This window comes from Pseudomonas sp. R4-39-08, from assembly GCF_003852275.1.
Classification (GTDB): domain Bacteria; phylum Pseudomonadota; class Gammaproteobacteria; order Pseudomonadales; family Pseudomonadaceae; genus Aquipseudomonas.
Genome location: NZ_CP027733.1, coordinates 1,102,965 through 1,128,523, shown reverse-complemented (window position 1 = coordinate 1,128,523; position 25,559 = coordinate 1,102,965). Strand labels below are relative to the sequence as shown.

General features: G+C 59.2%; 21 protein-coding genes. 5 read left to right on the top strand and 16 right to left on the bottom strand.

Annotation, left to right across the window (positions count from 1 at the left end; translation table 11 throughout):
- Positions 1-3: 3 nt before the first annotated feature.
- Positions 4-1,287: a homogentisate 1,2-dioxygenase gene (gene hmgA, locus C4J88_RS04955; RefSeq protein ID WP_124406344.1), complete on the bottom strand. Its 1,284-nt coding sequence runs from the start codon at positions 1,285-1,287 to the stop codon at positions 4-6.
- Between the two features lie 120 nt (positions 1,288-1,407).
- Between hmgA and C4J88_RS04950 the strand changes: the two genes are divergently transcribed.
- Positions 1,408-2,187, top strand: coding sequence for an IclR family transcriptional regulator (locus C4J88_RS04950; protein WP_124406343.1), 780 nt, complete (start codon positions 1,408-1,410; stop codon positions 2,185-2,187).
- A 1-nt stretch (position 2,188) separates the two neighbouring features.
- On the opposite strand, the gene dacB is transcribed toward C4J88_RS04950, so the two are convergent.
- The 8 genes from dacB to C4J88_RS04910 form a co-directional block, all read right to left on the bottom strand.
- Complete coding sequence (dacB, locus tag C4J88_RS04945) at positions 2,189-3,646, bottom strand: D-alanyl-D-alanine carboxypeptidase/D-alanyl-D-alanine-endopeptidase (protein WP_124406342.1); 1,458 nt, start codon at positions 3,644-3,646, stop codon at positions 2,189-2,191.
- 101 nt (positions 3,647-3,747) lie between these two features.
- Complete coding sequence (locus tag C4J88_RS04940) at positions 3,748-6,162, bottom strand: TonB-dependent receptor (RefSeq protein WP_124406341.1); 2,415 nt, start codon at positions 6,160-6,162, stop codon at positions 3,748-3,750.
- Positions 6,163-6,295: 133 nt separating this feature from the next.
- Positions 6,296-6,568, bottom strand: coding sequence for a GIY-YIG nuclease family protein (locus C4J88_RS04935; RefSeq protein WP_124403161.1), 273 nt, complete (start codon positions 6,566-6,568; stop codon positions 6,296-6,298).
- A 36-nt stretch (positions 6,569-6,604) separates the two neighbouring features.
- Positions 6,605-7,075: a nuclear transport factor 2 family protein gene (locus tag C4J88_RS04930; RefSeq protein ID WP_124361412.1), complete on the bottom strand. Its 471-nt coding sequence runs from the start codon at positions 7,073-7,075 to the stop codon at positions 6,605-6,607.
- A gap of 69 nt (positions 7,076-7,144) precedes the next feature.
- A complete protein-coding gene (locus C4J88_RS04925; RefSeq protein WP_124365922.1) occupies positions 7,145-7,780 on the bottom strand; it encodes a response regulator transcription factor in 636 nt (211 codons plus the stop codon).
- Positions 7,781-7,977: 197 nt separating this feature from the next.
- On the bottom strand, positions 7,978-8,712 hold the full coding sequence (locus C4J88_RS04920) for a response regulator (protein ID WP_256659085.1): 735 nt from the start codon (positions 8,710-8,712) through the stop codon (positions 7,978-7,980).
- Between the two features lie 308 nt (positions 8,713-9,020).
- Entirely contained in the window at positions 9,021-10,295 is a 1,275-nt protein-coding gene (locus tag C4J88_RS04915; protein WP_124365920.1) for a CynX/NimT family MFS transporter, read from the bottom strand.
- Entirely contained in the window at positions 10,285-10,944 is a 660-nt protein-coding gene (locus C4J88_RS04910) for a FadR/GntR family transcriptional regulator (protein ID WP_124406339.1), read from the bottom strand. The genes C4J88_RS04915 and C4J88_RS04910 overlap by 11 nt, the downstream gene beginning before the upstream one ends.
- A 159-nt stretch (positions 10,945-11,103) precedes the next feature.
- On the opposite strand from C4J88_RS04910, the gene C4J88_RS04905 reads away from it, so the two are divergent.
- Positions 11,104-11,415 (top strand): type II toxin-antitoxin system MqsR family toxin, encoded by a 312-nt coding sequence (locus C4J88_RS04905; RefSeq protein ID WP_124406338.1) that lies wholly within the window; start codon positions 11,104-11,106, stop codon positions 11,413-11,415.
- Complete coding sequence (locus C4J88_RS04900) at positions 11,412-11,900, top strand: type II toxin-antitoxin system MqsA family antitoxin (protein ID WP_124406337.1); 489 nt, start codon at positions 11,412-11,414, stop codon at positions 11,898-11,900. Before C4J88_RS04905 ends, C4J88_RS04900 begins: the two co-directional genes overlap by 4 nt.
- Positions 11,901-11,960: 60 nt before the next feature.
- On the opposite strand, the gene C4J88_RS04895 is transcribed toward C4J88_RS04900, so the two are convergent.
- From C4J88_RS04895 to C4J88_RS04880, 4 genes are all read right to left on the bottom strand, one after another.
- A complete protein-coding gene (locus C4J88_RS04895; RefSeq protein WP_003171943.1) occupies positions 11,961-12,725 on the bottom strand; it encodes an amino acid ABC transporter ATP-binding protein in 765 nt (254 codons plus the stop codon).
- Positions 12,726-12,736: 11 nt separating this feature from the next.
- On the bottom strand, positions 12,737-13,834 hold the full coding sequence (locus C4J88_RS04890; RefSeq protein ID WP_124361406.1) for an amino acid ABC transporter permease: 1,098 nt from the start codon (positions 13,832-13,834) through the stop codon (positions 12,737-12,739).
- A gap of 10 nt (positions 13,835-13,844) precedes the next feature.
- Positions 13,845-15,026, bottom strand: a complete 1,182-nt coding sequence (locus C4J88_RS04885) for an amino acid ABC transporter permease (protein WP_124365915.1) — start codon at positions 15,024-15,026, stop codon at positions 13,845-13,847.
- A gap of 72 nt (positions 15,027-15,098) precedes the next feature.
- A complete protein-coding gene (locus tag C4J88_RS04880) occupies positions 15,099-16,130 on the bottom strand; it encodes an amino acid ABC transporter substrate-binding protein (RefSeq protein WP_048723770.1) in 1,032 nt (343 codons plus the stop codon).
- 345 nt (positions 16,131-16,475) lie between these two features.
- Between C4J88_RS04880 and C4J88_RS04875 the strand changes: the two genes are divergently transcribed.
- Positions 16,476-17,132, top strand: coding sequence for an alpha/beta hydrolase (locus C4J88_RS04875; protein ID WP_124406336.1), 657 nt, complete (start codon positions 16,476-16,478; stop codon positions 17,130-17,132).
- A gap of 95 nt (positions 17,133-17,227) precedes the next feature.
- Complete coding sequence (rhlB, locus tag C4J88_RS04870) at positions 17,228-18,694, top strand: ATP-dependent RNA helicase RhlB (protein WP_124406335.1); 1,467 nt, start codon at positions 17,228-17,230, stop codon at positions 18,692-18,694.
- A 61-nt stretch (positions 18,695-18,755) separates the two neighbouring features.
- On the opposite strand, the gene C4J88_RS04865 is transcribed toward rhlB, so the two are convergent.
- From C4J88_RS04865 to C4J88_RS04860, 3 genes are read right to left on the bottom strand one after another with little or no spacing between them, the layout of a single operon-like run.
- On the bottom strand, positions 18,756-22,358 hold the full coding sequence (locus C4J88_RS04865; protein ID WP_256659084.1) for an RHS repeat-associated core domain-containing protein: 3,603 nt from the start codon (positions 22,356-22,358) through the stop codon (positions 18,756-18,758).
- Entirely contained in the window at positions 22,292-23,542 is a 1,251-nt protein-coding gene (locus tag C4J88_RS27605; protein WP_256659083.1) for a hypothetical protein, read from the bottom strand. The genes C4J88_RS04865 and C4J88_RS27605 overlap by 67 nt, the downstream gene beginning before the upstream one ends.
- 39 nt (positions 23,543-23,581) lie before the next feature.
- A complete protein-coding gene (locus C4J88_RS04860) occupies positions 23,582-25,552 on the bottom strand; it encodes a hypothetical protein (RefSeq protein ID WP_124406334.1) in 1,971 nt (656 codons plus the stop codon).
- Between the last annotated feature and the right edge of the window lie 7 nt (positions 25,553-25,559).

The window sequence follows — 25,559 nt, the reverse complement described above, 5'->3', positions numbered from 1 at the left end:
GGGTTATCTCCGATTCGGGTTGAAAGTGGCGGGCAGCGCGGCCCAGCACGCGTCATAAGCGGGTTGCAGTTGCGGGCATTCCAGGGCGAACTGGGTGGGGCGCAGCACCTGGCTGGTTTCGAACATGAATGCCATGGTGTTATCGATCTTGTGCGGCGCCAGCTCGGCATTGATCGCCTTGGTACAGGTCTCGCCGTCCGGGCCATGGGCGCTCATGCAGCTGTGCAGCGACGCGCCGCCGGGCAGGAATCCCTCGGCCTTGGCGTCGTAGGCGCCCTGGATCAGGCCCATGTATTCGTTCATCAGGTTGCGGTGGAACCACGGCGGGCGGAAGGTGTTCTCGGCCACCATCCAGCGCGGAGGGAAGATCACGAAGTCGAGGTTGGCCAGGCCGTGCACGCTGGTGGGCGAGGTCAATACGGTGAAGATCGACGGGTCCGGGTGATCGAAACTCACCGTGCCGAGGGTATTGAAGCGACGCAGGTCGTACTTGTACGGCACGTTATTGCCGTGCCAGGCGACCACGTTCAGCGGCGAATGGTCGAGCTCGCAAGCCCAGAGTTCGCCGAGGAATTTCTGTACCAGCGTGGTCGGCTGCTTGAGGTCTTCGTAGTGCGCGACCGGGCTGAGGAAGTCGCGCGGATTGGCCAGGCCGTTGCTGCCGATGGGGCCCAGGTCTGGCAGGCGCAGCGGTGCGCCATGGTTTTCGGCGACGTAACCGCGCGCCTGGGCATCGAGCAGTTCGACGCGGAACTTGAGCCCGCGTGGCAGTACCACAATCTCCAGCGGCTCGACCTCCAGCACGCCCAGTTCCGTGGCGATCCGCAAACGGCCCTGTTCGGGCACGATCAACAGTTCGCCGTCGGCATTGAAGAACACGCGCTCCATCGAGCGGTTGGCGCGGTAAGTGTGGATGCTGATGCCTGACGGTTTTTGCGACCCGGCGTTGGCGACCATGCCTACGAGCCCGTCGATAAAGTCAGTCGGCTCGCCTGGGATGTCCAGCGGGTTCCAACGCAGCCGGTTCGGCGTCACCGCGCCCAGAGGTCCGCCGGCCAACTGCCGCTCCAATTTGCTAAAGGCCGGGTGATTGGCCGATGGCTGGATGCGGTACAGCCAGGTACGCCGGGCTTCGCTGCGCGCCATGGTGAACGCGGTGCCGGAGAACAGTTCGGTGTACAGCCCGTAGGGCGCTTTCTGCGGCGAGTTCTGGCCGACGGGCAGCGCGCCGGGCAGGGCTTCGCTGGCGAATTCATTGCCGAAGCCCGACAGGTATTCGAGGTTCATGGAGCATCCTCTGGGGGTCAGTTGTTTTTATCGTAATCCAGTTACGCTTAACGTAATTTGATCGCCATGGACCGTCAAGCTATAAAGACGCCCACTCATCTCTCGGATTCTCGCTCACCCATGGAAAAGCCCCGCGACACCGGTAAACAGAAAGTCCGCTCGGCCGAAGTGGGCACCGATATCCTCAAGGCCCTGGCCGAACTGTCGCCGGCCACTTCGCTGTCGCGCCTGGCCGAGCATGTGCAGATGCCGGCGAGCAAGGTCCATCGTTACCTGCAGGCGCTGATCGCCTCGGGCTTCGCCGAACAGAACGCCGCTACCAACCATTACGGCCTGGGGCGCGAAGCCTTGCGCGTAGGCTTGGCTGCGCTGGGCAGTATGGATGTGCTGAAAGTCGGCGCGATGCCCCTGGCGGAGCTGCGCGACGACCTGAATGAAACCTGCTTCCTGGCGGTCTGGGGCAACCAGGGTGCGACCGTGGTGCAGATCGAGCCGGCAGTGCGCGCGGTGACGGTGGTGACACAACTGGGTTCGGTCTTGCCGCTGCTCAGTTCGTCCACCGGGCTGGTGTTCAGTGCGTATCTGCCGACACGGGAAACCGTGGAATTGCGTGACCGCGAAATCCAGGCCGGCACCGCCCATGCCCTGGCGGATGACCAGGCCTACGCCATCACCTGCGAGCAGATCCGCCACCGTGGCCTGCACTTTGTGCATGGTTTGCTGATGCCGGGGGTGGATGCGTTGTCGGCGCCGGTGTTCAACGCGGTCGGGCAAGTGGCGGCGGTGATGACCGTGGTCGGCCCCACCTCGCTGTTCCATGCCGATGAAGACGGCCCGGCGGCGCAGCGCTTGCTGGCGGCGACCCGGGCCGTGAGTTGGCGCATGGGCTATCAGCCCTGAGTCAGTCGTGCCACTGCGCGAGGGCCACGGCCAGGCGGTTTTCCAGAGCATGGATGCTGGCGGTGTCGCTCAGGTAGTTATTGCTGATCATCGCAAACACCAGTCGCCGTCCTTGGGCATCTGTGAGGTAGCCGCTCAGGGACGACACCCCGCTCATGGAACCGGTCTTGCCGTGCAGGTTGTTCTCGGCGGCCGTGGCGTGCAGCCGATAGCGCAAGCTGCCGCCGGTCATGCGATCGCTGTTGCCGGCAATTGGCAATGCGTTGTACCAGGCATCGAACCACGGCTGTTTGCTTGCAGCCAGCAGCAGGTCGGAAAGGGTCTGCGACGACAGCAAATTACGCCGTGACAGGCCCGAGCCGTCCACCTGGCTCAAGGTGCTCGTATCCAACCCCTGACGCTTGAGGAACCCTGCCACGGCCACGGCACCCGCCGCCGCCGTGCCGCTATTGGCGGTCTTGCGGCCCATGGCTTTGAGCAAGGCTTCGGACATGGTGTTGTTGGAGAGCTTGAGCAGCGGCGTGATCAATTCCTGCAAGGGCGCCGATCGATGCTCGGCCAGCAATGTCGCCGTGGCCGGACTTGCACCGCCCATGATGCGACGGCCCTGCACCCTGATGCCCTGTTGTGCCAGCGCCTGTTCAAACAGATTGGCCACCCACTGCGTCGGCTCCCACACGCTGACCAATTGCTCGCTCTGCCTGCCCGGCGCAACGGTGCCGCTGAGCTGCAACAGGTTGGTGCCATGCCGGCGGTTGATCCCATAGCTGTTGCCCGGCCCACTGACGGCGCGGTTGCTTAATTGCAGGTAATCGCTGGGCGGGTAGAGGTCGACACTCACCGGCAAGCCGGCCCGCACCGGCGCCTTGGCGGTGACCAATACGCTGCCTGCGTCAAAATCAGCATTGGGCGACACCGTCAACGCGGAAATCTGCGCGCCGTAGTAGGTGGTTTCATCATCGTGAGACCAATCGACGCCCAGGCGTTCGGCATCGAACCAGGTATCGTCGAACACCAGGTCGCCCTGCACCTGGCGAACGCCCTGACTGGCCAGTTGCGCCGCCAGGGCCTGGTAGTCGGCGAGCTGCAGGGTCGGGTCGCCAAGGCCGCGCAGGTACAGGTTGCCGGTCAGGCGTTCGCCCTGGCGCGTGCCGTCACTGAGCAGCTGCGTGGCGAAGCGGTACTGCGGCCCCAGCACGTCCATAGCCGCTGCAGTGGTCAGCAGCTTGAGGTTGGAAGCCGGTACCAACCGCGTGCTCGGATTGTGTTGATACAGCGTGTCGCCGCTGCGTACGTCGCGCACCGTCAGTGAAACCGTGGCGCCACGCAACGCCGGGTCGGCCAACAGTTGGTCGAGCGCCGCTGGGGTGGCGGGGTGTGAAACGCTGGCGCAGCCGCCCAGTAACAAGCTCGAGCCGACCAGCAGCGCGCAGGTGTGTAGCCATCTTCCAAAGTGCATCAGTAGCGTTTTCCGTAGGCATCGAATGCCGGCAACGCTAACAGCTCAGGTGTCAATGTGGGAGGGTGCAATCCCCCTCCTCCACAAAAAAGCAAATCCGGTCAGAAGGTAAGGGTGCTGGACACCGACACCTGCCGCGCATCACCGATGGACACGAACTGGGTGTTCACCGAAGAGGTGTAGTAAGTGCGGTCGAAAAGGTTTTTCACATTGAGCTGGAACTTGACCTTCTGCCCGTCGATTTTGGTGTCATAGCTGGCGAACGCATCGGCCACGGTATAGCTCGGCAATTCGAAGCTGTTGGCCGCATCCCCTGCCCTCTCGCCCACGTAGCGCGCACCGGCACCGACGCGCAGTTGATCGCCACCCAGCAGGCTGCCGAAGTCATACACGGCCGACAGCGACGCGGTATTTTTCGCCACGTTTTGCAGGCGATTGCCTTTGAGCGTCGGGTCGTCGGTGACCTCGGCATCGGTGTAGGCGTAACTGCCGATCAGGCTCCACTTATCGCTCAGTTGGCCGCTGGCATCCAGCTCCAGGCCACGGGAACGCACCTTGCCCGCCACGCTGTAGACCGAGGTCAACCCCTCGCCCACCTGCACCAGTACGTTGCGCTTATCGATGGTGAACAGCGCGGCGCTCGCGGTGATGCGCCCCGGCAGGTCGAACTTGGTACCCAGCTCCCAGGCCTTGGATTCTTCCGGCTGCAGGCTGCCCTCCAGCACCGTTTTGTTGGCCAACGGCGCGATGGTGGAGTTGGGTTTGAACGACTCGGTGTAGCTGCCGTAGAACGACAGTTCGTCGGTGTAGCGATACACCAGCCCGGCACGCGGCACCCACTTCTGGCCGTTGCCGTCGGTGTTGGCAGTGAACGGCACGCCTTTACCGGCGTATTGGTCGTACATCTGGTAGCGCGCGCCGCCCACCAGGATCCACTGGTCGTTCAGGTGCAGGGCATCCTGGAAGAACAGCGAATCGCTGCGCAGCAGATCGGTCTGGTTGCTGTCCGGCGCGCTGACGTTGGAGCCCGCCACTTCGTTGCCGTAGACCGGATCGTTGTAGTTGAAACTGCCGCGTGGCGCTTGGCGAATCAGCTCGGCGCGGTGGATTTTGCGGTATTCATCGTCCAGCCCGAACACCAGGTCGTGGCGCATGCCGGCCACGTCGACCTTGCCTTCAAGGCTGGCGGTGGCGAAGCGGTCAGTGGTCAGCGCGCCCTGGGTGCCGTCCATGCTGCGGGTGAGGGTGCCGTTGGTGTTGACCTTGACCACGCGCACCTGGCTGGCGTCATAGGTTTCACGGTTCCAGCTGTAGCCGAAGTGGGCTTTCCAGTCGTCGTTCAGGTCGTGGTCGACGGTCAGGCGGTACAGGTCGGAGCGTCCTTCCATATCGTTGAACGGCTCATCCAGGCGGCGCGTCGCGGGGATGTTCAGCGGGTGATTGGTTTTTGGATCAATGGCCGTGCCGCGGTCGAACGGCGACAGAAACTCGCGGTGCTCATAGGCGAACACCACTTGGGTCGCGTCGCCATACCAACCCAGCGACGGCGCCACCAGGGTTTCACGGTGGGTGCCGTAGTTGCGCCAGTAGTCTTCGTCTTCATGGTCGACGATCAGGCGATAGGCCAGGCCGCTGTCGCCAATCGGGCCGGTGGTGTCCAGGCTGCCGCCACTGCCATTCTTGCCGCTGCCGAAGGTCGAGCCACGCGCGGTCAAGGACGTGGACTGCACCAATTCGGGCTTTTTGCTGACGATGTTGACCACGCCGCCCGGGTCCTGGATGCCATACAGCAACGACGACGGCCCCTTGAGCACTTCCACGCGGTCGGCGGTGGCGTTCAGCGCACGGCCCTGTACCACCGGCATGCCGTCCTTCATGATCGAGCCATTACGGTTGTCGCCGAAGCCGCGCAGCATTACCGCGTCCTGGGTGCTGCCGAGGGTGTTGGACTGGGTGATGCCGCTGATATTGCCCAGCGCGTCATCCAGGTTGCGCGGTTGTTGATCGCGCAAGACCTGGGCGGGTACCACGTTGACGGTTTGCGGGGTTTCCAGCAGCAGGCCCTGGGAGCGCATCACCGAGCTGGTCGGCGGCGGCTGGTAGCTGGTGCTGTCCTGGCCAGGGCTGGCGGCGCTGATGGTGGTGGCGCCGAGATTGACCGCGCCATCGGCAGGCAGCGGTTCCAGCGCCAGGGTACGGGCGTCGATCTGGCGGAAGGTGAAGCCGGAGTTGCCCAGCAGGCGTTGCAGCGCCTGGGTCGCGCTCATCTGCCCGTTGAGCGCCGGGGCGTTGAGGCCGTAAGGCGCTTCATCGGTATAGATCACGCTGATCCCGGTGACCCGGCTGAAATCGCTCAGCGCCTGGGGCAGTGGTTTGGCCGCCAGAGCAAACGTGAACTGGGCGCTTTGCTGTTCCTGCGCCTGTGCCACGGCCAGGGGCAGCAACGCCAGCGCCGAGACTGAAAATACCGAGGCTCCCAGCCACTGTTTGAGCCTACCGCCCGCCGTCGATTTCATGCTGTGAGCACCCGTGTAAAAACGCTGTTAATGCGAATTGATCGCAGTTTCAAGCACTACACGGATGGGCGAGCGGTTTACCTCACCCTTGTTTGCAAATATTTTGTTATTGCGCCTGATGGGAACCTGTCAGTCAGCCTGATGAACCACTGGTCGCCAGGCACTCCTTGGCGCTCTTCTTCAATTTCTTGATCAAACGTTCCTGGCGTAGTGCTTCGCCTTTGCTCGCACATTGCTCGGTGTACACCAGCGCAACGGCGGGGCTGGAGAGGAAAAACCGCGCGCCCTTGCCGCTTTGATGGGTGGCGAAACGGCGCACCGGGTCATTGCTGATGCCGCAATACAGCGAGCCATTGGCGGCGCGCACCAGGTAGACGAACCAGGGTTTGGATTCAGGCGTGTTCACGACGGGATTCGGCACTGTACAGAAGCACCCAGCTTATCAACGACCGGCCTGGAATGCCTTCAAACCTTTGCGCGCCTGGGCGCGTACGGCGTTTTTCACCAAGGGCGTCCAGCCCAGTAACAGGCCCTTGGTGCCCAACGCCTGGCGCGACCAGCGCCACAGGTCGAAATGGTCGTGATGCTCGCAAATCCTGCCGTCACGAAACACGAAGCGCGCCTGAATATCGTTGACCACCGTATTGCCGGTCGCGCTGAACAGGTAGGTCGCCACCCAGTGCGCGCTGCCCGCGTTGCCCTCGCTGCGCACGTTGTCAAAGGTCAGGGAAAAATCCTTGGCCCGAGTGGTGAGCATGCGCCACATGTCGCCGGCGTCCTGCCCGCGCAGTTCGCCGAAGGCCGGATCGCTGAACACCACGTCCTGGGTATAACAGGCGGCCATGGCTTCGGCATCCAGGCGCTGAAAGGCGCTATAGAACTCAGTGATCAGGGCGTTATGGGCATCACTCATGGGCAGTTTTCGCAGGATGAACAGGGATGCCGAACGATAGTCCGCGTAACACGAGAATGCCATTGCTTTCTACGGCACCATTCCCGTATCGCGCGCATAAGCAAACAAATCGACATCCGTCGAAATACTCAAACGTTGCATGGCCGTGCTTTTCTGCTTGCTGATGGTGGAAATACTGCGGTTGACCTGTGCCGCAATCTGGCTGACTGTCATGCCGCTGGCCAACATTCGCACCACCTCGCGCTCCTTGTCGGACAACTTAGGCTGCCCGGACTGGTCGCCCACCCCCGACTCCACCAGCTGCAAGCGCAGGGATTCGCTGGTGAAGGTCTGGCCCGCACACACGGCCTTGATCGCCTGGGGCAACTCCTTGGCCGAAGCACTCTTGGCGACCACGCCGCGCACACCATGGGAAAAAGCTGCACGCAAGATGGCGATGCTGGCGAACATCGTCACCACAATCACCGGCACCTGCGGATACTGGCGGTGCAGCAGGCCCAACAAACCGTAGCCATCGGCCTGCTGGCCGCCTGGCATGGCGAAATCCGTGACCAGCACGTCGCACGGGGTTGTGCTCAACACGTCAAGCAACTGATCAGGACCGTCGGCCTCACCGACCACTGTGCATCTTCCATTCGCCTCGATCACGACCCTTTGCCCGATGCGAACAATAGGGTGATCGTCAGCAATAATTACTCGAAGCATAGGTACCCACGAATGATTGCAACTTGAATCAGCGCAAAATACCTCCGCCGGCAATCATCAACAACAGCTAACAAAGCGTCACTTGCAGCCACGCCCAATGTTCTGTACTAGCTAAATTTTTGCCTACAAAACAACAGGAAAACACCTACAGTCAAAACCAGCTCACTCGGAAACGAAAAGCCCTTGCAGGCGCGGATTCAGAGACGGGACAAGTATTCGAGATAAACGCACAAACGTGCCTGGAACAGCTCCAGTTGCACCGAGTGGGAAGCAACATCGCCGGACTGGACCTGCTCGATCAATTGCGTGGCAGTGGACTCAAGGTCGCTGCCGCCCAGAAATACCAGGCTACCCACCAGGCGATGCAGGCGTTCGGCAACCAGTGAGGCGTTGCGCGTTGAACAGGCTTGGCGCAAGACGCGATAGTCTTCCCAGGCTTCCACCAGCAGGCCTTCGAGCAGCTGATCGACGATCGCGTCGCTGCCAAACGTCGCGACAAGCGTGTCGCGGGTTGGCCAGCCAGGGGCTGGCGCAGTCTCCTGGCCGGCTTGCGGAGCATCACTGCCAGGCAGCCAGTGCATCAGCACGGCGTGCAATTGTTCCAGGGTCAGTGGCTTGAGCAGCCAGGCATCCATGCCCGCTTCGCGACAGCGCCGGGGGGTATCGTTTTGCAGATTGGCGGTCAAGGCAATGACCGGTACTCGCCTCAATCCGTGGTCGTGCTCATGCTGGCGAATGGCGCTGGCCATGCTGTAACCATCCATAAACGGCATCTGGCAATCGCAGATCACCAAATCAAAGGGCCGGCGGGTAAACGCCTTCAGCCCCATGAACCCATCGGCGGCCAACTCGTACCCCAGGCCCAGTTTCTGCAACATCCAGCCCAACAGCAGCCGGTAGGCTGAATGATCCTCCACCACCAGGATATTCATGTGCTGCCAATGAAGCGGGGGGACAACCGGCAGATCTGGTTTGCGGCTCGCTCCTGGGGTTGAACCTTGCGGCGGAACCATCACTCCCTCTCCATGGCTATTGATCCAGCGGCAACCTGTGACACTGATGCAATCGCCATGGGGGCCCTATGCAGGAATGATTGCCTAATCCTTTTGGGCGTTATCGACCAGAAACAGATAACCTTTTGAGTGATTGAAAGCCGATACAACAACTACGAAAAAGCCACTATCCACTGGCAGCGCACTGGAGTGGCGTGCCATGCAGGCACTGTCGAAAGTGTCTGCCTTCAGACTTTCTCGCTGGTGACGTTTACGTAGCGTGCACGACCGGCGCCAAGGCCCGCGATAATCGCGCCGAGTCCGATCACGGCGAAGATCCAACCGATCGCCGTCCAGCCACCGGTCCAGTCATGCACCAGACCGACCGCAAACGGGCCCATCGACGCGAGGGTGTAGCCAATGCCCTGGGCCATGCCTGACAGGTTGGCGGCGACATGGGAATCCCGGGAGCGCAGCACGATCAAGGTCAGCGCCAGGCTGAAGGTGCCGCCCTGCCCCAGGCCCAGCAGAATCGCCCAGCCCCACAGGCCATCGAGTGGCGCATACAGGCAACCGAACAGACCGCCGAGCGTCAGCAGCATCACCACCACGATTGCCAGGCGCTGGTCCTTGCCGCGTGTGGCCAGCCACGGCGCGGCCAGGGAACTGAACAACTGCAGGATGATCGAGCCCGACAGCGCCAGCCCGGCCTCGGTGGCGCTCAGGCCGCGACCGATCAGGATCGACGGCAACCAGCCGAACACGATGTAGGCCAGGGAGGATTGCAGGCCCATGTACACCGTGACCTGCCAGGCCAGCGGGTCGCGCAGCAAGCCCTTGACCCGGTAAGCCACCTGATGGGCGCTGTGTTTCTGGCCGACCTGAGGCAACCAGAACAGCGCCGCCACCAGGGCCGGGACCATCCAGAAGCCCAGGCCGATGGCCCAACTGCCCGCGAAATAATGGCTCAAGGGCACGGTCGCGCCAGCAGCCAGGGCCGCGCCCAGGCACAGGGCCATGGAGTAGACACCGGTCATGGCGCCGGCCTGCCTGGCGAAATCACGCTTGACGATGCCCGGCAGCAACACACCGATGATGCCGATGCTCGCACCGGCCAGCAGGCTACCGGCGAACAGCCCGAATTCCCCGAGAGAACTGCGCAGGATGATGCCGCCGGCGAGTGTCAGCAGAATCCCCAGGACCACGCGCTCGGCGCCAAAACGCCGGGCCAGGATCGGCGCCAGCGGCGCGAACAGCCCCAGGCACAGCACCGGCAAGGTGGTCAGCAAACCGGCCCTGGCCCCCGACAAACCCAGGCTGGCGGACACTTCGCTGAGCAGCGGCGACAGGCTCGACAACGCCGGGCGCAGGTTCAACGCCACCAGGACCAGGCCGAGCAGCAACAGCCACGGCCGGCTGACCACCGGCTCGTGCTGCTGGACCAGCTCGTCGTCGGCTTCGGCATCGATCAGCAGTTCTTCCAGTTCGGTTGCACGTTGCTTGTTTGGGGCTTCAAGGTTCATTGATCAACTGCCGGCAGAGGGATTTGGCGCGTTCCGGGTCTTGGTGTTCCACGGCGTCGAGCAGGGCGATATGCAGGTCGAACACGGCCTGGCGACGCGGCGAGGTGTTCAGGGTCTGGCGCAGTTGGGCGCCGACGATGCTTGAAAAATAAAGGTACAGCTCGCTTAGGGCTGGGTTGTGCGCCGCGTCCACCAAGCGTTGGTGGAACACCAGGTCGGCGCTGATGTAGGCCTCCAGTTCACCGTGATACAACGCGGCGCTGGCCTGGAGGGCTTGGCGTAGCGCGACGAGATCGTCATCGCTACGGCGCAACGCCGCGAGCCCGATGGCTTCCACTTCGAGGATCTGCCGCGTTTCCTGCGCCTGTTCCAGCGAGCAATGGGACAACGCACGCATCGCCCCCAGCGGGTCGGTCATCGAACGCAAATAGCTGCCATCGCCCTGGCGGATTTCGATCAAGCCGGAAAACGCCAATACACGCATGGCCTCTCGTACGGTGTTGCGGCTGATGCCGAGCTCGGCAGACAGCTCCGGTTCGGTGGGCAGGCGTTCGCCGATGGCCCATTTTCCTTCGGTTATGCGCCAGCGCAACTGCTCCAGGGCCTGGTCCACCAGGGAGCGTTTGATCAACGGGGCGATGTCTGTCATGAGCTTTACGCTTTCGTCCAATCATAGGATGAATTTTCCTACAGCCTATTCGGAGTTGCCTACAAAGGCAACGCACTAGGATTTTCAGGCAGGAAAAAGAACAGAATTTTCGATTGGTAAAATTACCCTCAGAGGGTAATTATTGGACTCAGGTGTCTTATGGAAAAGTACACACCTCATTACGATCTGGCGGTGATCAAGGCGGATGTCAGGCGGCTGGGAGAAAGAGCATTCACCCGTGCGGCCAAGGAAACAGGAAAGGGTCTCGACCTGGATATCAGCGAGATGCAGGCGATCGTTTACGAACTGAAAAACCGGATGTTGTACAAGTCGATGACCACCTATGCCGATCATCGGGTCTGGCAAGACGTCTACCACATCCATTCACATGGTCTGGAGATTTACATCAAGGTCACTTACTGCTCTGGCAGTAACCCACCGGTGATCTCCTTCAAAGGGATGAACCCATGAAAACCCAACAATGCTGTATTTGTGGTGCCCCCGACGCCATGACACGCTTTGAAGGCCGCAGCGAAACTCTGCGTATAAAAGGTATGGAGCGGCGCATTGATGATCTTTCGGGCTGGGAATGCCAAGTTTGCGAGGACGGCATGTACGACCCCGACAGTAGCGAACGCCATGCCAAGGCAGGTGATGACCTGCTCCACGCCGCCCGGCGACTGATGGGCGTCGAACTGAAGCGTATTCGCCGCAAGCTGCATCTCACGCAAAAAGAAACCGTGCAATGGCTGTCCGGCGGTGGGCACAACGCTTTTTCACGCTACGAACGCGGCGAAATAACACCGCCCAAACCACTGATGGTGTTGATGCGTCTACTGGATCGTTACCCGCACTTGCTCGCCGACGCCAAGGAACTGGCTGAGGGCGCAGACCTGCGCAACGCCTTTACCTACACCCTCAATAACGAAACGCCAGAAGCCCTCAAAGCCTCTTGATCCTCCAAACAATAAACCCGGCACCAAGGCCGGGTTTAGTGTTCAAGCATCATCCATTCATCAATGCAGAATCTGGCTCAAGAACAACTTGGTCCGATCATTCTGCGGGTTATCGAAGAAGTCGTTCGGCGCCGCCTGTTCTACGATCTCGCCCTTGTCCATGAAGATCACGCGATTGGCCACGGTGCGGGCAAAGCCCATTTCGTGGGTCACGCACAACATGGTCATGCCGTCTTCGGCCAAGCCGATCATGGTGTCGAGTACTTCCTTCACCATTTCCGGGTCGAGGGCCGAGGTCGGCTCATCGAACAGCATGATTTTCGGCTTCATGCACAGCGCGCGGGCAATCGCCACGCGCTGTTGCTGGCCGCCGGACAGTTGTCCCGGAAACTTGTGCGCCTGTTCCGGAATGCGCACGCGCTCAAGGTAGTGCATGGCGATTTCTTCGGCCTTGCGCTTGGGCATCTTGCGCACCCACATCGGCGCCAGCGTGCAGTTCTGCAGGATGGTCAGGTGCGGGAACAGGTTGAAGTGCTGGAACACCATGCCGACTTCACGGCGGATCGCCTCGATCTGCTTGAGGTCGTTGGTCAATTCCACGCCATCGACCACGATGCGGCCCTGCTGGTGTTCTTCCAGACGGTTGAGGCAGCGGATGGTGGTGGACTTGCCCGAACCCGACGGGCCGCACAGTACGATACGCTCGCCCTGCTTGACGTTGAGGTTGATGTCTTTCAACACATGGAACTGGCCGTACCATTTGTTGACGCCCTGCATCTGGATAATGCCTTCAGGGCTCACAGGCTGTTTGATCGCTTCGCTCATCACATCAACTCCTAACGCTTGTGGCCTGTGTCGAGCTTGTGTTCCAAATGAATGGAATAGCGCGACATACCAAAACAGAAAATCCAGAACACCAGGGCGGCGAACACATAGCCTTCAGTGGCCATGCCCAGCCATTTCGGGTCGGCGGCGGCTTGCTTGACGCTGTTGAGCAGGTCGAACAGGCCGATAATAATCACCAGGCTGGTGTCCTTGAACAACGCGATAAACGTGTTGACGATCCCCGGGATCACCATCTTCAAGGCTTGCGGCAGAATCACCAGGCCCATCGAACGCCAGTAGCCGAGGCCCATCGCTGCGGCCGCTTCGTACTGGCCCTTGGGAATCGCCTGCAAACCACCGCGCACCACTTCAGCCACATAGGCCGACTGGAACAGGATCACGCCGATCAATGCGCGCAGCAACTTGTCGATGCCCATGCCTTCGGGCAGGAACAACGGCAGCATCACCGAGGACATGAACAGCACGGTGATCAACGGCACGCCGCGCCAGAATTCGATGAAGGTCACGCAGACCACACGAATGGCCGGCATGTTCGAACGTCGTCCCAGCGCCAACATGATGCCCAGGGGCAAGGCGCCGGCGATGCCGACGGTGGCGATCACCAGGGTCAGCATCAGGCCGCCCCATTGGCTGGTCGCCACGTTGGTCAGGCCGAAGATCCCGCCATGCAGCAGAAAGAACGCGATGATCGGGTACAGCACCAGAAAGCTCAGGCCGTAGACCGCCTTGCGTTGAAAACGCGAGATGAACAACGGCGCCACGCCGACGATGGCCAGCCATACGGTGAGGTCCACGCGCCAGCGCAGGTCGCCGGGGTAGTAGCCGTACATGAACTGCCCGAAGCGCTGTTGGATGAACACCCAGCAGGCGCCCTCCTTGGTGCAATCGGCGCGCGTGGTGCCGACCCAGTTGGCGTCGATGATCGCCCAGCTCAGAATCGGCGGCACCACCAGGTAGATCAGGTAGAACGCCAACAAGGTCAGCAGGGTATTGAGCCAACTGGAAAACAGGTTGGCGCGCATCCATGCCATCGGCCCGAAGACTTTGCTCGGCGGCGGCATATCAGGTTTGAACGTATGCGAACTCATGCAGGTTTCCTCACCGCTCGATCAGCGCAATGCGCTTGTTGTACCAGTTCATCAGCAGGGAAATGCTGATGCTGATCGCCAGGTACACGCTCATGGTGATGGCAATGACTTCGATGGCCTGGCCAGTCTGGTTGAGCACCGTGCCGGCAAACAGCGAAACCATTTCCGGGTAACCGATACCGGCGGCCAGCGACGAGTTTTTCGCCAGGTTCAGGTATTGGCTGGTCAACGGCGGAATGATCACCCGCAACGCTTGCGGGATGATGACCTTGCGCAACGTCGGCCCGGGGCGCAGGCCCAGGGAACGCGCCGCTTCGGTCTGGCCGTGACTGACGGACTTGATGCCCGAGCGCACGATCTCCGCGATAAACGCCGCGGTATAAACCGTCAGCGCCAGGGTCAGTGCCAACAGTTCGGGAATCAACACCCAGCCGCCGACAAAGTTGAAGCCTGAAAGCTTCGGCATTTCCCAGTGCAGCGGCGCGCCGAAGATCAATGCGCACAACGCCGGGATCACAATGAACAGCGCCAGGCCCACCCAGAATTTATGGAAAGGTACGCCGGTCGCTTCAAAGCGCTTGTTGGCCCAGCGCGCCATCAGCACGATTGCCGCAATCGCCACCACGACGCTGACCACAAACGGCCAGAAACCGTCAGCGGCAAGCGCTGCCGGCATATTCAGGCCACGACTGCTGACAAAAAAAGTATCGCCGAAGTTATGGCTGTTACGCGGCCCCGGCATGGTCAGGAACACCGCGAAGTACCAGAACAGGATCTGCAGCAGCGGCGGAATGTTGCGGAACACTTCCACATACACCGTCGCCAGCTTGTTGATCATCCAGTTCGGCGACAGCCGCGCCACGCCAATGACGAACCCGAGCAGGGTCGCCAGGATCACGCCGATAAAGGTCACCAGCAGGGTGTTGAGCAAACCGATCACAAACACCCGGGCATAGCTGTCCGACTCGGTGTAATCAATCAAATGCTGCGCGATGCCAAAGCCGGCACTGCGCTCAAGAAAGTCGAACCCCGAGGTAATGCCTCGGTGCTGCAGGTTGGTCTGGGTGTTATTGAAGAGGTACCAGCCCAGCGAGACCACCGCCACTATCGTGATGATCTGGAAGAGCCACGCACGCACTTTGGGATCGCTGAAGCTGAGCTTCTGCTTGGGTGCGCCGATTTGATTTTGCATGAAGTGCCCCGGAAAGAATGGAACAGAACATCACCCGGCGGTTGGCCCACCGGGTGACAGAACCATCAGCGATCAGCGCACAGGAGGTGCGTATTGAATGCCGCCGGCGTTCCACAGGGCGTTCAGGCCACGGTCGATTTCCAGCGGGGTGCTCTTGCCCAGGTTGCGCTCGAACACTTCGCCGTAGTTACCGACTTGCTTGACGATCTGTACGACCCAGTCTTTCTTCACTTTCAGGTCTTTGCCGTATTCGCCGTCAGCACCGAGCAGACGCGCGACGTCCGGATTCTTGGTGGACTTGGCTTCAGCTTCGACGTTTTTCGACGTGATGCCGGCTTCTTCAGCGTTGAGCATGGCGTAGCCAACCCAGCGCACGATGGCCAGCCACTCGTCGTCGCCATTACGCACGACCGGGCCCAGCGGTTCCTTGGAAATGGTTTCCGGCAGAACCACGTAGTCCTTCGGCGCGGCCAGCTTGCTGCGCTGGGCGAACAGTTGGGACTTGTCGGAGGTCAGTACGTCGCAACGCCCGGATTCCAGCGACTTGGCGCTTTCATCGGAGGTGTCGAAGGTGATCGGGGTGTATTTGAGGTTGTTGCCACGGAAGTAGTCGGAAACGTTCAGCTCGGTGGTAGTACCGGCCTGGATGCAAATGGTTGCACCGTCCAGTTCCTTGGCGCTTTTCACGCCCAGCTTGTTGTTAACCAGGAAGCCGATGCCGTCGTAGTAGGTGATGAAGCCCGGGAATTTCAGGCCCATGCCCGCATCGCGGGAGCTGGTCATGGTGGTGTTGCGCGACAGGATGTCGACTTCGCCCGATTGAAGCGCGGTGAAACGCTCCTTGGCGTTCAACTGGCTGAACTTGACCTTGGTTGCGTCACCGAAAACGGCGGCGGCCACGGCGCGGCACACGTCAGCGTCGATCCCGAGGATCTTGCCGCTGGCATCCGGCACCGAGAAACCCGGCAGGCCGTCACTCACGCCACACTGCACGAAGCCTTTCTTCTGCACGGCATCCAGGGTGGCGCCAGCTTGGGCAAAACCACTGACACCCAATACAGCGGCCGCGGTCACGATGGCCAGGGTGGATTTCAATACCTTCATTCAAACCTCCAGTTGCTCTTGTTGTGTCGGAGCTCCAACCTCAGCGCACCCTTATGAGGCGATATCGACCCGTGTTGGCTTTTTTTGGGGTCGAGCAGCATGAGATTTTTGCGGTAATTCCAGTTGCTTTCCCACAAGCGGCAGTCACTGATAGTGTTACCGCCCTAGGAGAGTTCTGACATCGACCTACACATAGCAAGGCCCGTACCAGAGTGCTGGCTGAGCCACTGATGACGATGTTCAATGGCAAAAGATTCAACCTTGCGACATTCTCTTAACAGATCAACCTGTTGCGCACCGTTCCGACGCACCCAATCGGAGCGCCCGCACATATATGGAGCAGACATGACCGAACCCTTGATTCTTCAGCCCACCAAGCCCGCAGATGCCTGTGTTATCTGGCTGCATGGCCTGGGCGCCGATCGCTACGACTTCCTGCCGGTGGCCGAAATGCTGCAGCAAACTTTACTGACCACCCGCTTCGTTTTGCCCCAGGCGCCCACCCGTGCGGTGACGATCAACGGTGGCTACGAGATGCCGAGCTGGTACGACATCAGGGCCATGAGCCCAGCCCGTTCCATCAGCCTGGAAGAACTGGAAGCGTCGACCACAATGGTCACGGATTTGATCGAGGCGCAGAAGAGAACCGGGATAGACGCTTCGCGGGTTTTCCTGGCGGGCTTTTCCCAGGGTGGCGCAGTGGTTTTCCACACTGCGTTTAAACAATGGCAGGGCCCGCTGGGTGGCGTGATCGCCCTCTCCACTTATGCACCGACCTTCGACGATGAGCTGGAATTATCCGCCAGCCAGCAACGCATCCCTGTCCTGTGCCTGCATGGCCAGTATGACGAGGTGGTGCAAAACGCCATGGGCCGCAGCGCCTACGAGCATTTAAAGCACCGTAGTGTCACCGTGACATGGCAGGAATACCCAATGGGCCACGAAGTGTTACCCGAAGAGATACGCGATATCGGCACCTGGCTGACCGAGCGCCTGCGCTGAAACCCGCGTTGATGTAGTTGTATGACAGACGCACTACGCCGCGCCCGATTCTTGCATTACACTGGCCGGCGTACATTCCTTAACCAATTAATGAGATGACCGTGCTCAAAGCACTCAAGAAGATGTTCGGCAAAAGCGAGGCTGAGCCGCTCGCGCCTGTTCCCAGTGCTCCCGCTCCCAAGCCCGGCAACCGCAATGACGGCAGGCAGCCCGAGCGGATCGCACCTGCCGCCGCACCGAAAACAGCCTCGGTGACGCCGCCCGAACAGGCCGAGCCCGCAGAGACCCTCGCCGCGCCTGTCGCCAAACCACGCCGCGAACGCGCGCCCAAGCCGCCCGTGACGCCGTGGAAACTCGAAGACTTCGTCGTCGAGCCCCAGGAAGGCAAAACCCGCTTCCATGACTTCAACCTGGCCCCGGAACTGATGCACGCCATCCAGGACCTGGGCTTCCCGTACTGCACGCCGATCCAGGCGCAGGTGCTGGGCTTCACCCTCGCCGGCAAAGACGCTATCGGCCGTGCCCAGACCGGCACCGGCAAGACCGCCGCGTTCCTGATCTCGATCATCACCCAGCTGCTGCAGACGCCGCCGCCGAAAGAGCGCTACATGGGCGAGCCGCGCGCACTGATCATCGCCCCTACCCGGGAGCTGGTGGTGCAGATCGCCAAAGACGCTGCCGACTTGACCAAGTACACCGGCCTCAACGTGATGACGTTCGTCGGCGGCATGGACTTCGACAAACAGCTCAAGCACCTCGAGGCCCGTCATTGCGACATCCTCGTCGCGACCCCAGGCCGCCTGCTCGACTTCAACCAGCGCGGCGACGTGCACCTGGACATGGTCGAAGTGATGGTGCTGGACGAAGCCGACCGCATGCTCGACATGGGCTTCATCCCACAGGTGCGTCAGATCATTCGCCAGACCCCGCCAAAGGCCGAGCGCCAGACCCTGCTGTTCTCCGCGACCTTCACCGAAGACGTGATGAACCTCGCCAAGCAGTGGACCACCGACCCGTCCATCGTCGAGATCGAAGCACTCAACGTCGCCAGCGAAAACGTCGAGCAACACATCTACGCCGTCGCTGGTGCCGACAAGTACAAGCTGCTCTACAACCTGATCAACGACAACGGTTGGGAGCGGGTGATGGTATTTGCCAACCGCAAGGACGAAGTGCGCCGCATCGAAGAGCGCCTGGTGCGTGATGGCGTCAACGCCGCGCAACTGTCGGGCGACGTGCCGCAGCACAAGCGCATCAAGACCCTGGAAGGTTTCCGCGAAGGCAAGATCCGCGTGCTGGTGGCCACCGATGTGGCGGGCCGCGGGATTCACATCGATGGCATCAGCCACGTGATCAACTTCACCCTGCCGGAAATGCCGGACGACTATGTGCACCGCATTGGCCGCACCGGCCGTGCGGGTGCGGCGGGCGTTTCGATCAGCTTTGCCGGGGAAGATGACTCGTATCAGCTGCCGTCGATCGAGACGCTGCTGGGGCGCAAGATCAGTTGCGAGACGCCACCGACGCATCTGTTGCGGGCTGTGGAACGTAAGCACCCGTAAGGAACATGCCCCTGTGGAGCGAACTCGCTCCACAGGGGCGCCACGCCGACAAAGGCTGGCATTACCGCCGATACAACTCCCCCATGATGGGCTGGCGAACGCGCGATGCCTCGTCTCTGAATTCCTGGTAGTAGCTGGCAGTGCTGGTCAGCATGTCCAGCAAGCGACTGCTTGTTGCTTGCATCTGGGGCTGGGCCGACTCAGAGGCGCCCGATTCGGCAGAGTCAGGAGCGGACTCTGCCGATGTTGCTTTGATTCTGGCCTCTACCGCCCGGTAAAAGTTGACGAGTCTCAATATGAAACGAAAGCCACCGAAAAACTGGCTGCGGATGGTAATACCCTGTTTATCGGTAAACCTATAGGTCAGGCCTACCATGCGCTTGCCAGCCGCTAGCAGACCGCTCCCCAGCGGGGCTTTAAAAAAGGCGGTGCTCCCGGCAACGCCCTTGGCTGCTGCGGTTTTCAAGGCGTTGCTGTAGGCCATAGTTGCCGATGTATAAGCCCCCCCGAAGCTGACTACCCATGACGCGATAGAAAACGCGAAAGATGCCCATCCCAGGTTTTGGATGTGGTTCGAACGATCCCAACCCATTTTTTTGTCAACCTCGGCAATACTCAATGCCGCAGTACTCAGCGTTCCAGCGATAACGCCCAACGTCGCAGTAGTGAACAGCGCTGCCTTGGAGGCAACTGCAATCCCCGTAACCGTCACCCCCACTGTCCAGCCCGCATAAGCCGCCACCGCTCCGAAAAATGCAGGCGTCGCAAACCCCACCGTCACGATTGAAAGCGCCAGCCCCAATCCGGTCAACGTCCACTTCAACCAAGTTGGCCACAACCCGCTGGGGTCCATCAGGTTAATCGGGTTACCGGCACAATAGGCGTAGCTGTTGATCCCTCCCTCATCAAACGGACTCAACGGATCGGGCTGCAAGAACATCATCAAGTCTGGATCGTAGGCACGCTGACCGTTGCCCAGGAAATACAGGTTGATCGCCGCATCCAGCCGCTGGCCGTTGAATGCAGGCAGTTGCACATCGGCCATGGTGCGGGGTGTACCGTCATCCAGAGGGATCTGCGTATCGCCATAAGGCGTGTAGTGGCGACCCACAGGTGCCTGGCCCGGGGACGAAATCCCGCGGACGCTGCCGGCGGCATCGTTCATATGCAGTTGCGGGCCTTCCACCCCGCCAGTGCGCGCCATCACCTGGTCCGTACCGTCGAAGTAGCGGATCTTCCTGCTGCCTTCAACCAGGGTATCGAGGCGGTCCCCGGCGTATGCCAGCATCACGGGCGGTTCATTGCCGCGAGACGCGACGACCTGCCGGGCTTCGGCGTCGTACTGATAGCTGTAATTGAAGGCATTGGCCTGCACAGCGGTCAGTTGCTCGAAACCATCATAGGTATAGGCCTGGCCGGCGGGACTCGCCTGCAAGTTGCCGGCGGCATCATAGGTTGCTGTGAAATTCTGTACCGGGAGCGTGTGGGTCAGCCGGGTCAGTTGGGTGGGGTCGGCGCCGGTGAAAAAACGCTCGCACGTATCTTGGGTGCCATCGGCAAAAGTGGTCACTACCCGTGTGATGTTATTAAGGTTATCGAAGCTGAAGTCTTGCCCGGTGATGGCACGCCCCAGTCGATCCTTCGGATGTTCAAGGCCTTCACAGCGGTAGGTCTTAAGCCGCAGGTAGGCATCGTAGGTGAAGGTCTCGCCGATCACCACCTGTGAACTCGCATTCCGAAGGAACCGGGTCGCCAACATACTGTTGGTGTGATAGGTGCTGCTCATCACCCGCAACAGCGCGCCGTTTTGCTCAAAGCGGCGCTCGGCTTCCCGCCCCAGCGAATCGTAGGACACATTGGTAACGACTCGCGTACTGTCATAGGCGGTGATCAGGCTCTCGGGCCGGCCCAACGTATCGTAGGACTGTTCAATGACCATGGACCCGGTGGTCATTCGGGAGAATCGTCCGTGGGTATCGTACTCAAGTAGGCTGCTCTGGCCATCGGCCGCCGTTTGATGAAGCGGGCGCCCTGCCGGGGAATAGTCGTACTGCGCGGTCAAGGTGGTGCCGCTGGCGGTTTGGACGTCCCTTTCGGGATGGCCGTTGGCATCCAGAAAGACCTCATGGATCAGGCCATTGGTCTGCGAACGGGTCAACGCGCCGCTAATCGGGTCATGCCGATAGGTGCTCACGGGGAGCCCTGTCATCTCAATCTGACTCGCTACATCCAACTCCTTGTCATAGGTCAGGCTCTGACGAACTCCACGGGGGGTCACCATGGCGATCGGCTCGATCCACCCCGCCTCATACTCCCAGGTCGTAGCCTGCCCCGTCCCTCGCGCCTGGCTGGCCATTCGGCCCAGGCTGTCGTAAGTTCGCGTCCCCAGCCGCTTACCATCGACCGTAATCGCAGTGGCCAGTTCAGCGCTGGTACCTGGGGCATAGTCCGTTTTGCGCAGCCGCTGCGGGGTACCATCTACCGGTTTTTGAAGAACCGTCTGCAGTCGGCCAAACGTATCGTAGGCAAATTCAGTACTGTTTTTGTTGACGTCCAGTACCGACAGGCATCGGCCCAGGCCATCGTAGGTGCGCGACTCCACTTCGACTTTATTATTATTGGCGTCCAGTCGTTCCACCTTTATCGGCTGGTTATGCGCGTTGAAATAGCTCACCAGCCGCTCACCGCCTGCAACGCCTTCCTCTGTTTGATTCAGCAACGGGTCGTACTCATTGATCTCGACGCGGCCATTGGAACGAGCCACGCGGCTGGCATTGCCCCAACGGTTGTAGGAATGGGTGCTCCTCAGTGAAATCTGTCGGTCAGCCAGGTAATCGAAGTTGACCGTCTCCACGGTTTGCCCAAGCGCGTCATACCGCCACGTTGCGGTGGCACGCTCCTGGTCCTGGTTCGCGCCAATCAGTTGAGCCTCGGATACCTGACGACCAGCGCCGTCGAAGTAGGTAATGGCCTTGTTACCTTGTGCATCCGTGGTGATCAGATGGGCACGTTTATCCTGCGTTGCAAAATGGTAGGCATAACGTCGACTCGCTTGCTGTGGTTTTCCGGGGGAAACCGTTTCTTCGATCAGCCGGCCGCTGACATCAAACGCCAGGGCCAGGGTGCTGCCACCGTCTCGCACCATCGACAGCAGGCGTCGATTGACCAGCGACAGCGTGCGCACCGCCTCAAGCCACTGCCCCTCGCGCCCCGTCAGGCGTCGGGTTTCCACAAGGTTGTCACCTGTAATGGTGTAACTGAAATCACTGACCAATACCTGCCCCTCGACCGTACTGGTGCTGCTCTTCAGCCGGCCAGCCAACTCGCCGGGTGTTTCGTAGTAGCTTTGCTGCACCGTGAGCCCGCCGACCTGGCTGCTCGACTGCTGCAGAACAAAGTAACTGCTGCCCGTCTGCGGCACGCGGGTATGGGTGTACTCCGTGAGCACGGGTGCAGGCGTGCCTCCCACAGGTATGAGGCGCTCTTGCTTGAGGTAGCGCGGGAATAAATTATGGGGGTCAGCCGGGCACTTGCCGCTCTCGCCGGCAATCGGGTAGTAAGTGTATTCGGTGCGAATCCCGGAGGTTTCGGTGCGGCTCAGTTCGTTGCCGTAGTCGTCTGTCTCGATCTGCTGGATTTCTTCACGCGCCGTGCCGCCGGCCACGAGTTCATAGCGCTTGGTGATGGTTTTCGGCAGTTGGAGGTTGGGGGTTGGGCGGGGAACAGGCCGGGAACCACGTTATAGGCGATGGTAGTCTTGGCCCGCGTACCTTCACGCAGTACTGATTCTTCGGTCAGCAGGTGGAACTTGTTGTAGGTGGTACGGGTAACAGTCAGCACGGCATTGTCATTTGCCGAGTCGATGGCTTGCTCCTCAGTCCAATAGTCATAAGCGCCGCCAATCAGGTACAGATTGTCCTCCCCTTCATTAAAACCACCGGAATAGGGGAACCCGGTAAAGTTTGTGCCAGAACTATAACTATAAGTCCGGATCATGGGAGGTTGATTGGCACCTGGGGTTTGCGCCCAACTGGACACCCTAGGGATGAACTGGTTATTGCCATATTGATGGCCGTTCTCGGTGTAGCTGATCCGTTCATCCCCGCCCATAGGCAGTTGCATCCGCTCGATTGCCACCAGGCCGTTACGAAACGGTGTCCTGTAGGTAAATTGATAGGCCGCGACCCCAGGCGGGCCACTACGGTCATAAGGTGCGGTAACACCTGTGAGACGACCATTGGTCTGAGTAAACCGCATGCGCGCATAACGACCGCCCTCCACCCGTGCATCAGCCGTTTGCAGGGCTCCACTCGCATAAGTCAGCACCAGCAACTCTTCCTGCTTGTGATTGAGAACCCGCTCAAGAGCGCCGCCCGCAGCGTAGCGAAAAGTGAACACTTCACCATTTTCAAATCGTATGGAAGTGATCCGATAAGGGAGCGTGCTGCTGGTACGCTGCAAAACTTCGACAGTGCCATCCCGATAAATCACATGCAGCGTGGTTTCATCTGTGCGTCTTACTACCAAATCTTTAAGTTTTCGATCTTTGAACACCATCGCCCCGCCAACTGAAGGCATGCCTTGTGTCTTGAACTGCTCGCCGTTGAGCAAGGTAAGCTGGGCGTTGGTGAGATCAAACTGCGTATTACTCAGCCGCCAACCCAATCCGTAAGGCGCACTTTCAGAACTGAGCATGGAGAATGACAAAACAATGCTGCGACTGGCTTCAAGAGGCCCTTGAGGGGAGAACTGCGCCAAACGGATCTGGCATCCATATTGACCTGTACGCGGATCGACTGAACCGCTTAAATACGAGGAAAAATTAAATGCATTGGAATAGACATTCATGTCAAGCTCCTGCGCTCAAGAAAAATCACGGCAATTTAATCAGTTCTCATAATCCAACAACTCAATATTATTTCCACGCCGTTGCATCGTATATGCATGCATGCAACCATAATTATCCAGCAGACGCCAAGGTGTTCTGGCGTCTCCCTCAGGCATGCCTTTCTTACCGGAAACCCACATCGCACGCATAATCGTATTTACTCGATTAAATGGCACACTGTGAGTGGGATCTGGCAATGTTCTGTGAATATCATAAATCTTAGGATTTGCTCCAGGGATATCGTGCCCTATGACGACGCCAACCTTTCTATAATGCTTGTCAGCCCTATGAACGAAGGTTGTCTGAAAGTATCTTCCCTCATCAAAGAGCCACATAGGTGAGTCCAGCCCCATTTGGGAGACAAACTTCAATCCCGGCGGCGGCAGCCAATACCAAACATCAATATCGGTATCCGTACTAAACTCCCAATAAGCATGATCTACAGTACGTACAAGATCAGCAACCCTTACTCGAAAAGGTTGCCGAGGTGAAATATGCACCCAACTATCGAAATTGATTTCAGCATCAGAAAAATTTGTAGTATAAACCTTGCCACCTATAACGATCCTGGCCATAAACCTTCTGGCCTCAATTGAGGCGCCCGTCTCTAAACGCATAAAACGATCAATTGTCTCTATAGCATTCGGCAACCCCATTTTTTGCTGCGTAATTTGCTCCTCTACCTCATCCCCTTCTCCGCCTTCTACACTTCGATTCCACAGTCCTATCTCATATATATTTCGAGCTGTATCGCACGCCCACCCGGCAGGTAAAGGCTGATTCGCATTAGCCGAATAAAGCGTGATCGTAGCACTGTCTCTCTCGTCCGCCCGTGGCCGTACCTCTTCCCATAGTCCATCAACTCCTTCCTGCTCCACACTGAGTTCAATAGAAACTTTGCATTGGTGGCGGCTATTGGCATATAGCGCATCAGTTGAGTCTTGGCCATTGGTAGTGGTAATTCGCAAGTGTTTAGGCCGTCTTCTTAATTGAACGGGTGCTACATTCATGCGATTACCATCTTCATGCGGTACAATTTTGAATACATGAAGTGTTCCGAAGTTATCCCGCAGCAACCATTTACTCTGCGAATCAGTCTGCGGAAGATCCGGTATCGATGTGTGAAGTCTCACGGCACACATAATGCGATTCCACTTCCGTATAAAAGTCGGATCCTCACCCGGACTTAATGCTGGAAGATTTTGGTGAACCATACTCAAACGCAAATCAACGCTCGCTACCCCCTTGAAAACGCCTCCCTTATAAGCATTCGAAAAACCATAAGATGTCTGAAAAACCGTACCTTCATTCGGCACATACAATGGTTCGGCCAATCCATAATTATCAACAAAACGCAAACCATTCACACCATCCCAGTAATACATATCCACATCGACACCAACACTATCAAAAGCAAAATAGTCAGTAATTAAATCAAGTTCTGTAGAGAGCAATACGGGCGGCGCGACGGGAGCAATAAACACCGATGACTGAAAGTCAGTCGGGTATTCGGAATAGCTACGGGTGACGCCTTCGCCATCCAACATAATGGTTGCCATTAACTGTATAGGTTCAAGTGATGAAGTCTCCTCGACGCGCACATATCGGCGGATAATTTCTATACGCGGATCAACAATAACACTATTTGGCCCAGGCCCGCCTGGTGCTTCCCCCGTGCGATTCCAAAGCCGTGAATCGTATTCATTTTTCTCGGGATCAAAGGCCCACCCGACCGCTTGACCTTGATCAACCGACATTAATACAGGTACGATTTTTATACTGGCGCGCTCGCTATCAGTTAACGCAACATTGTTCCATGAACCCAGCCTCCCTATAACCTCTTTTAAAACTTCAATAATAATTTCAACCTGATGATGCCCATTGGCATACAGCGCATCCGTATAGTCGGTACCGTCAGCAAATCTGACTTTAAAATGTGAAAGTCTCATATTATTTGACTGTCTGATCATTTTACTC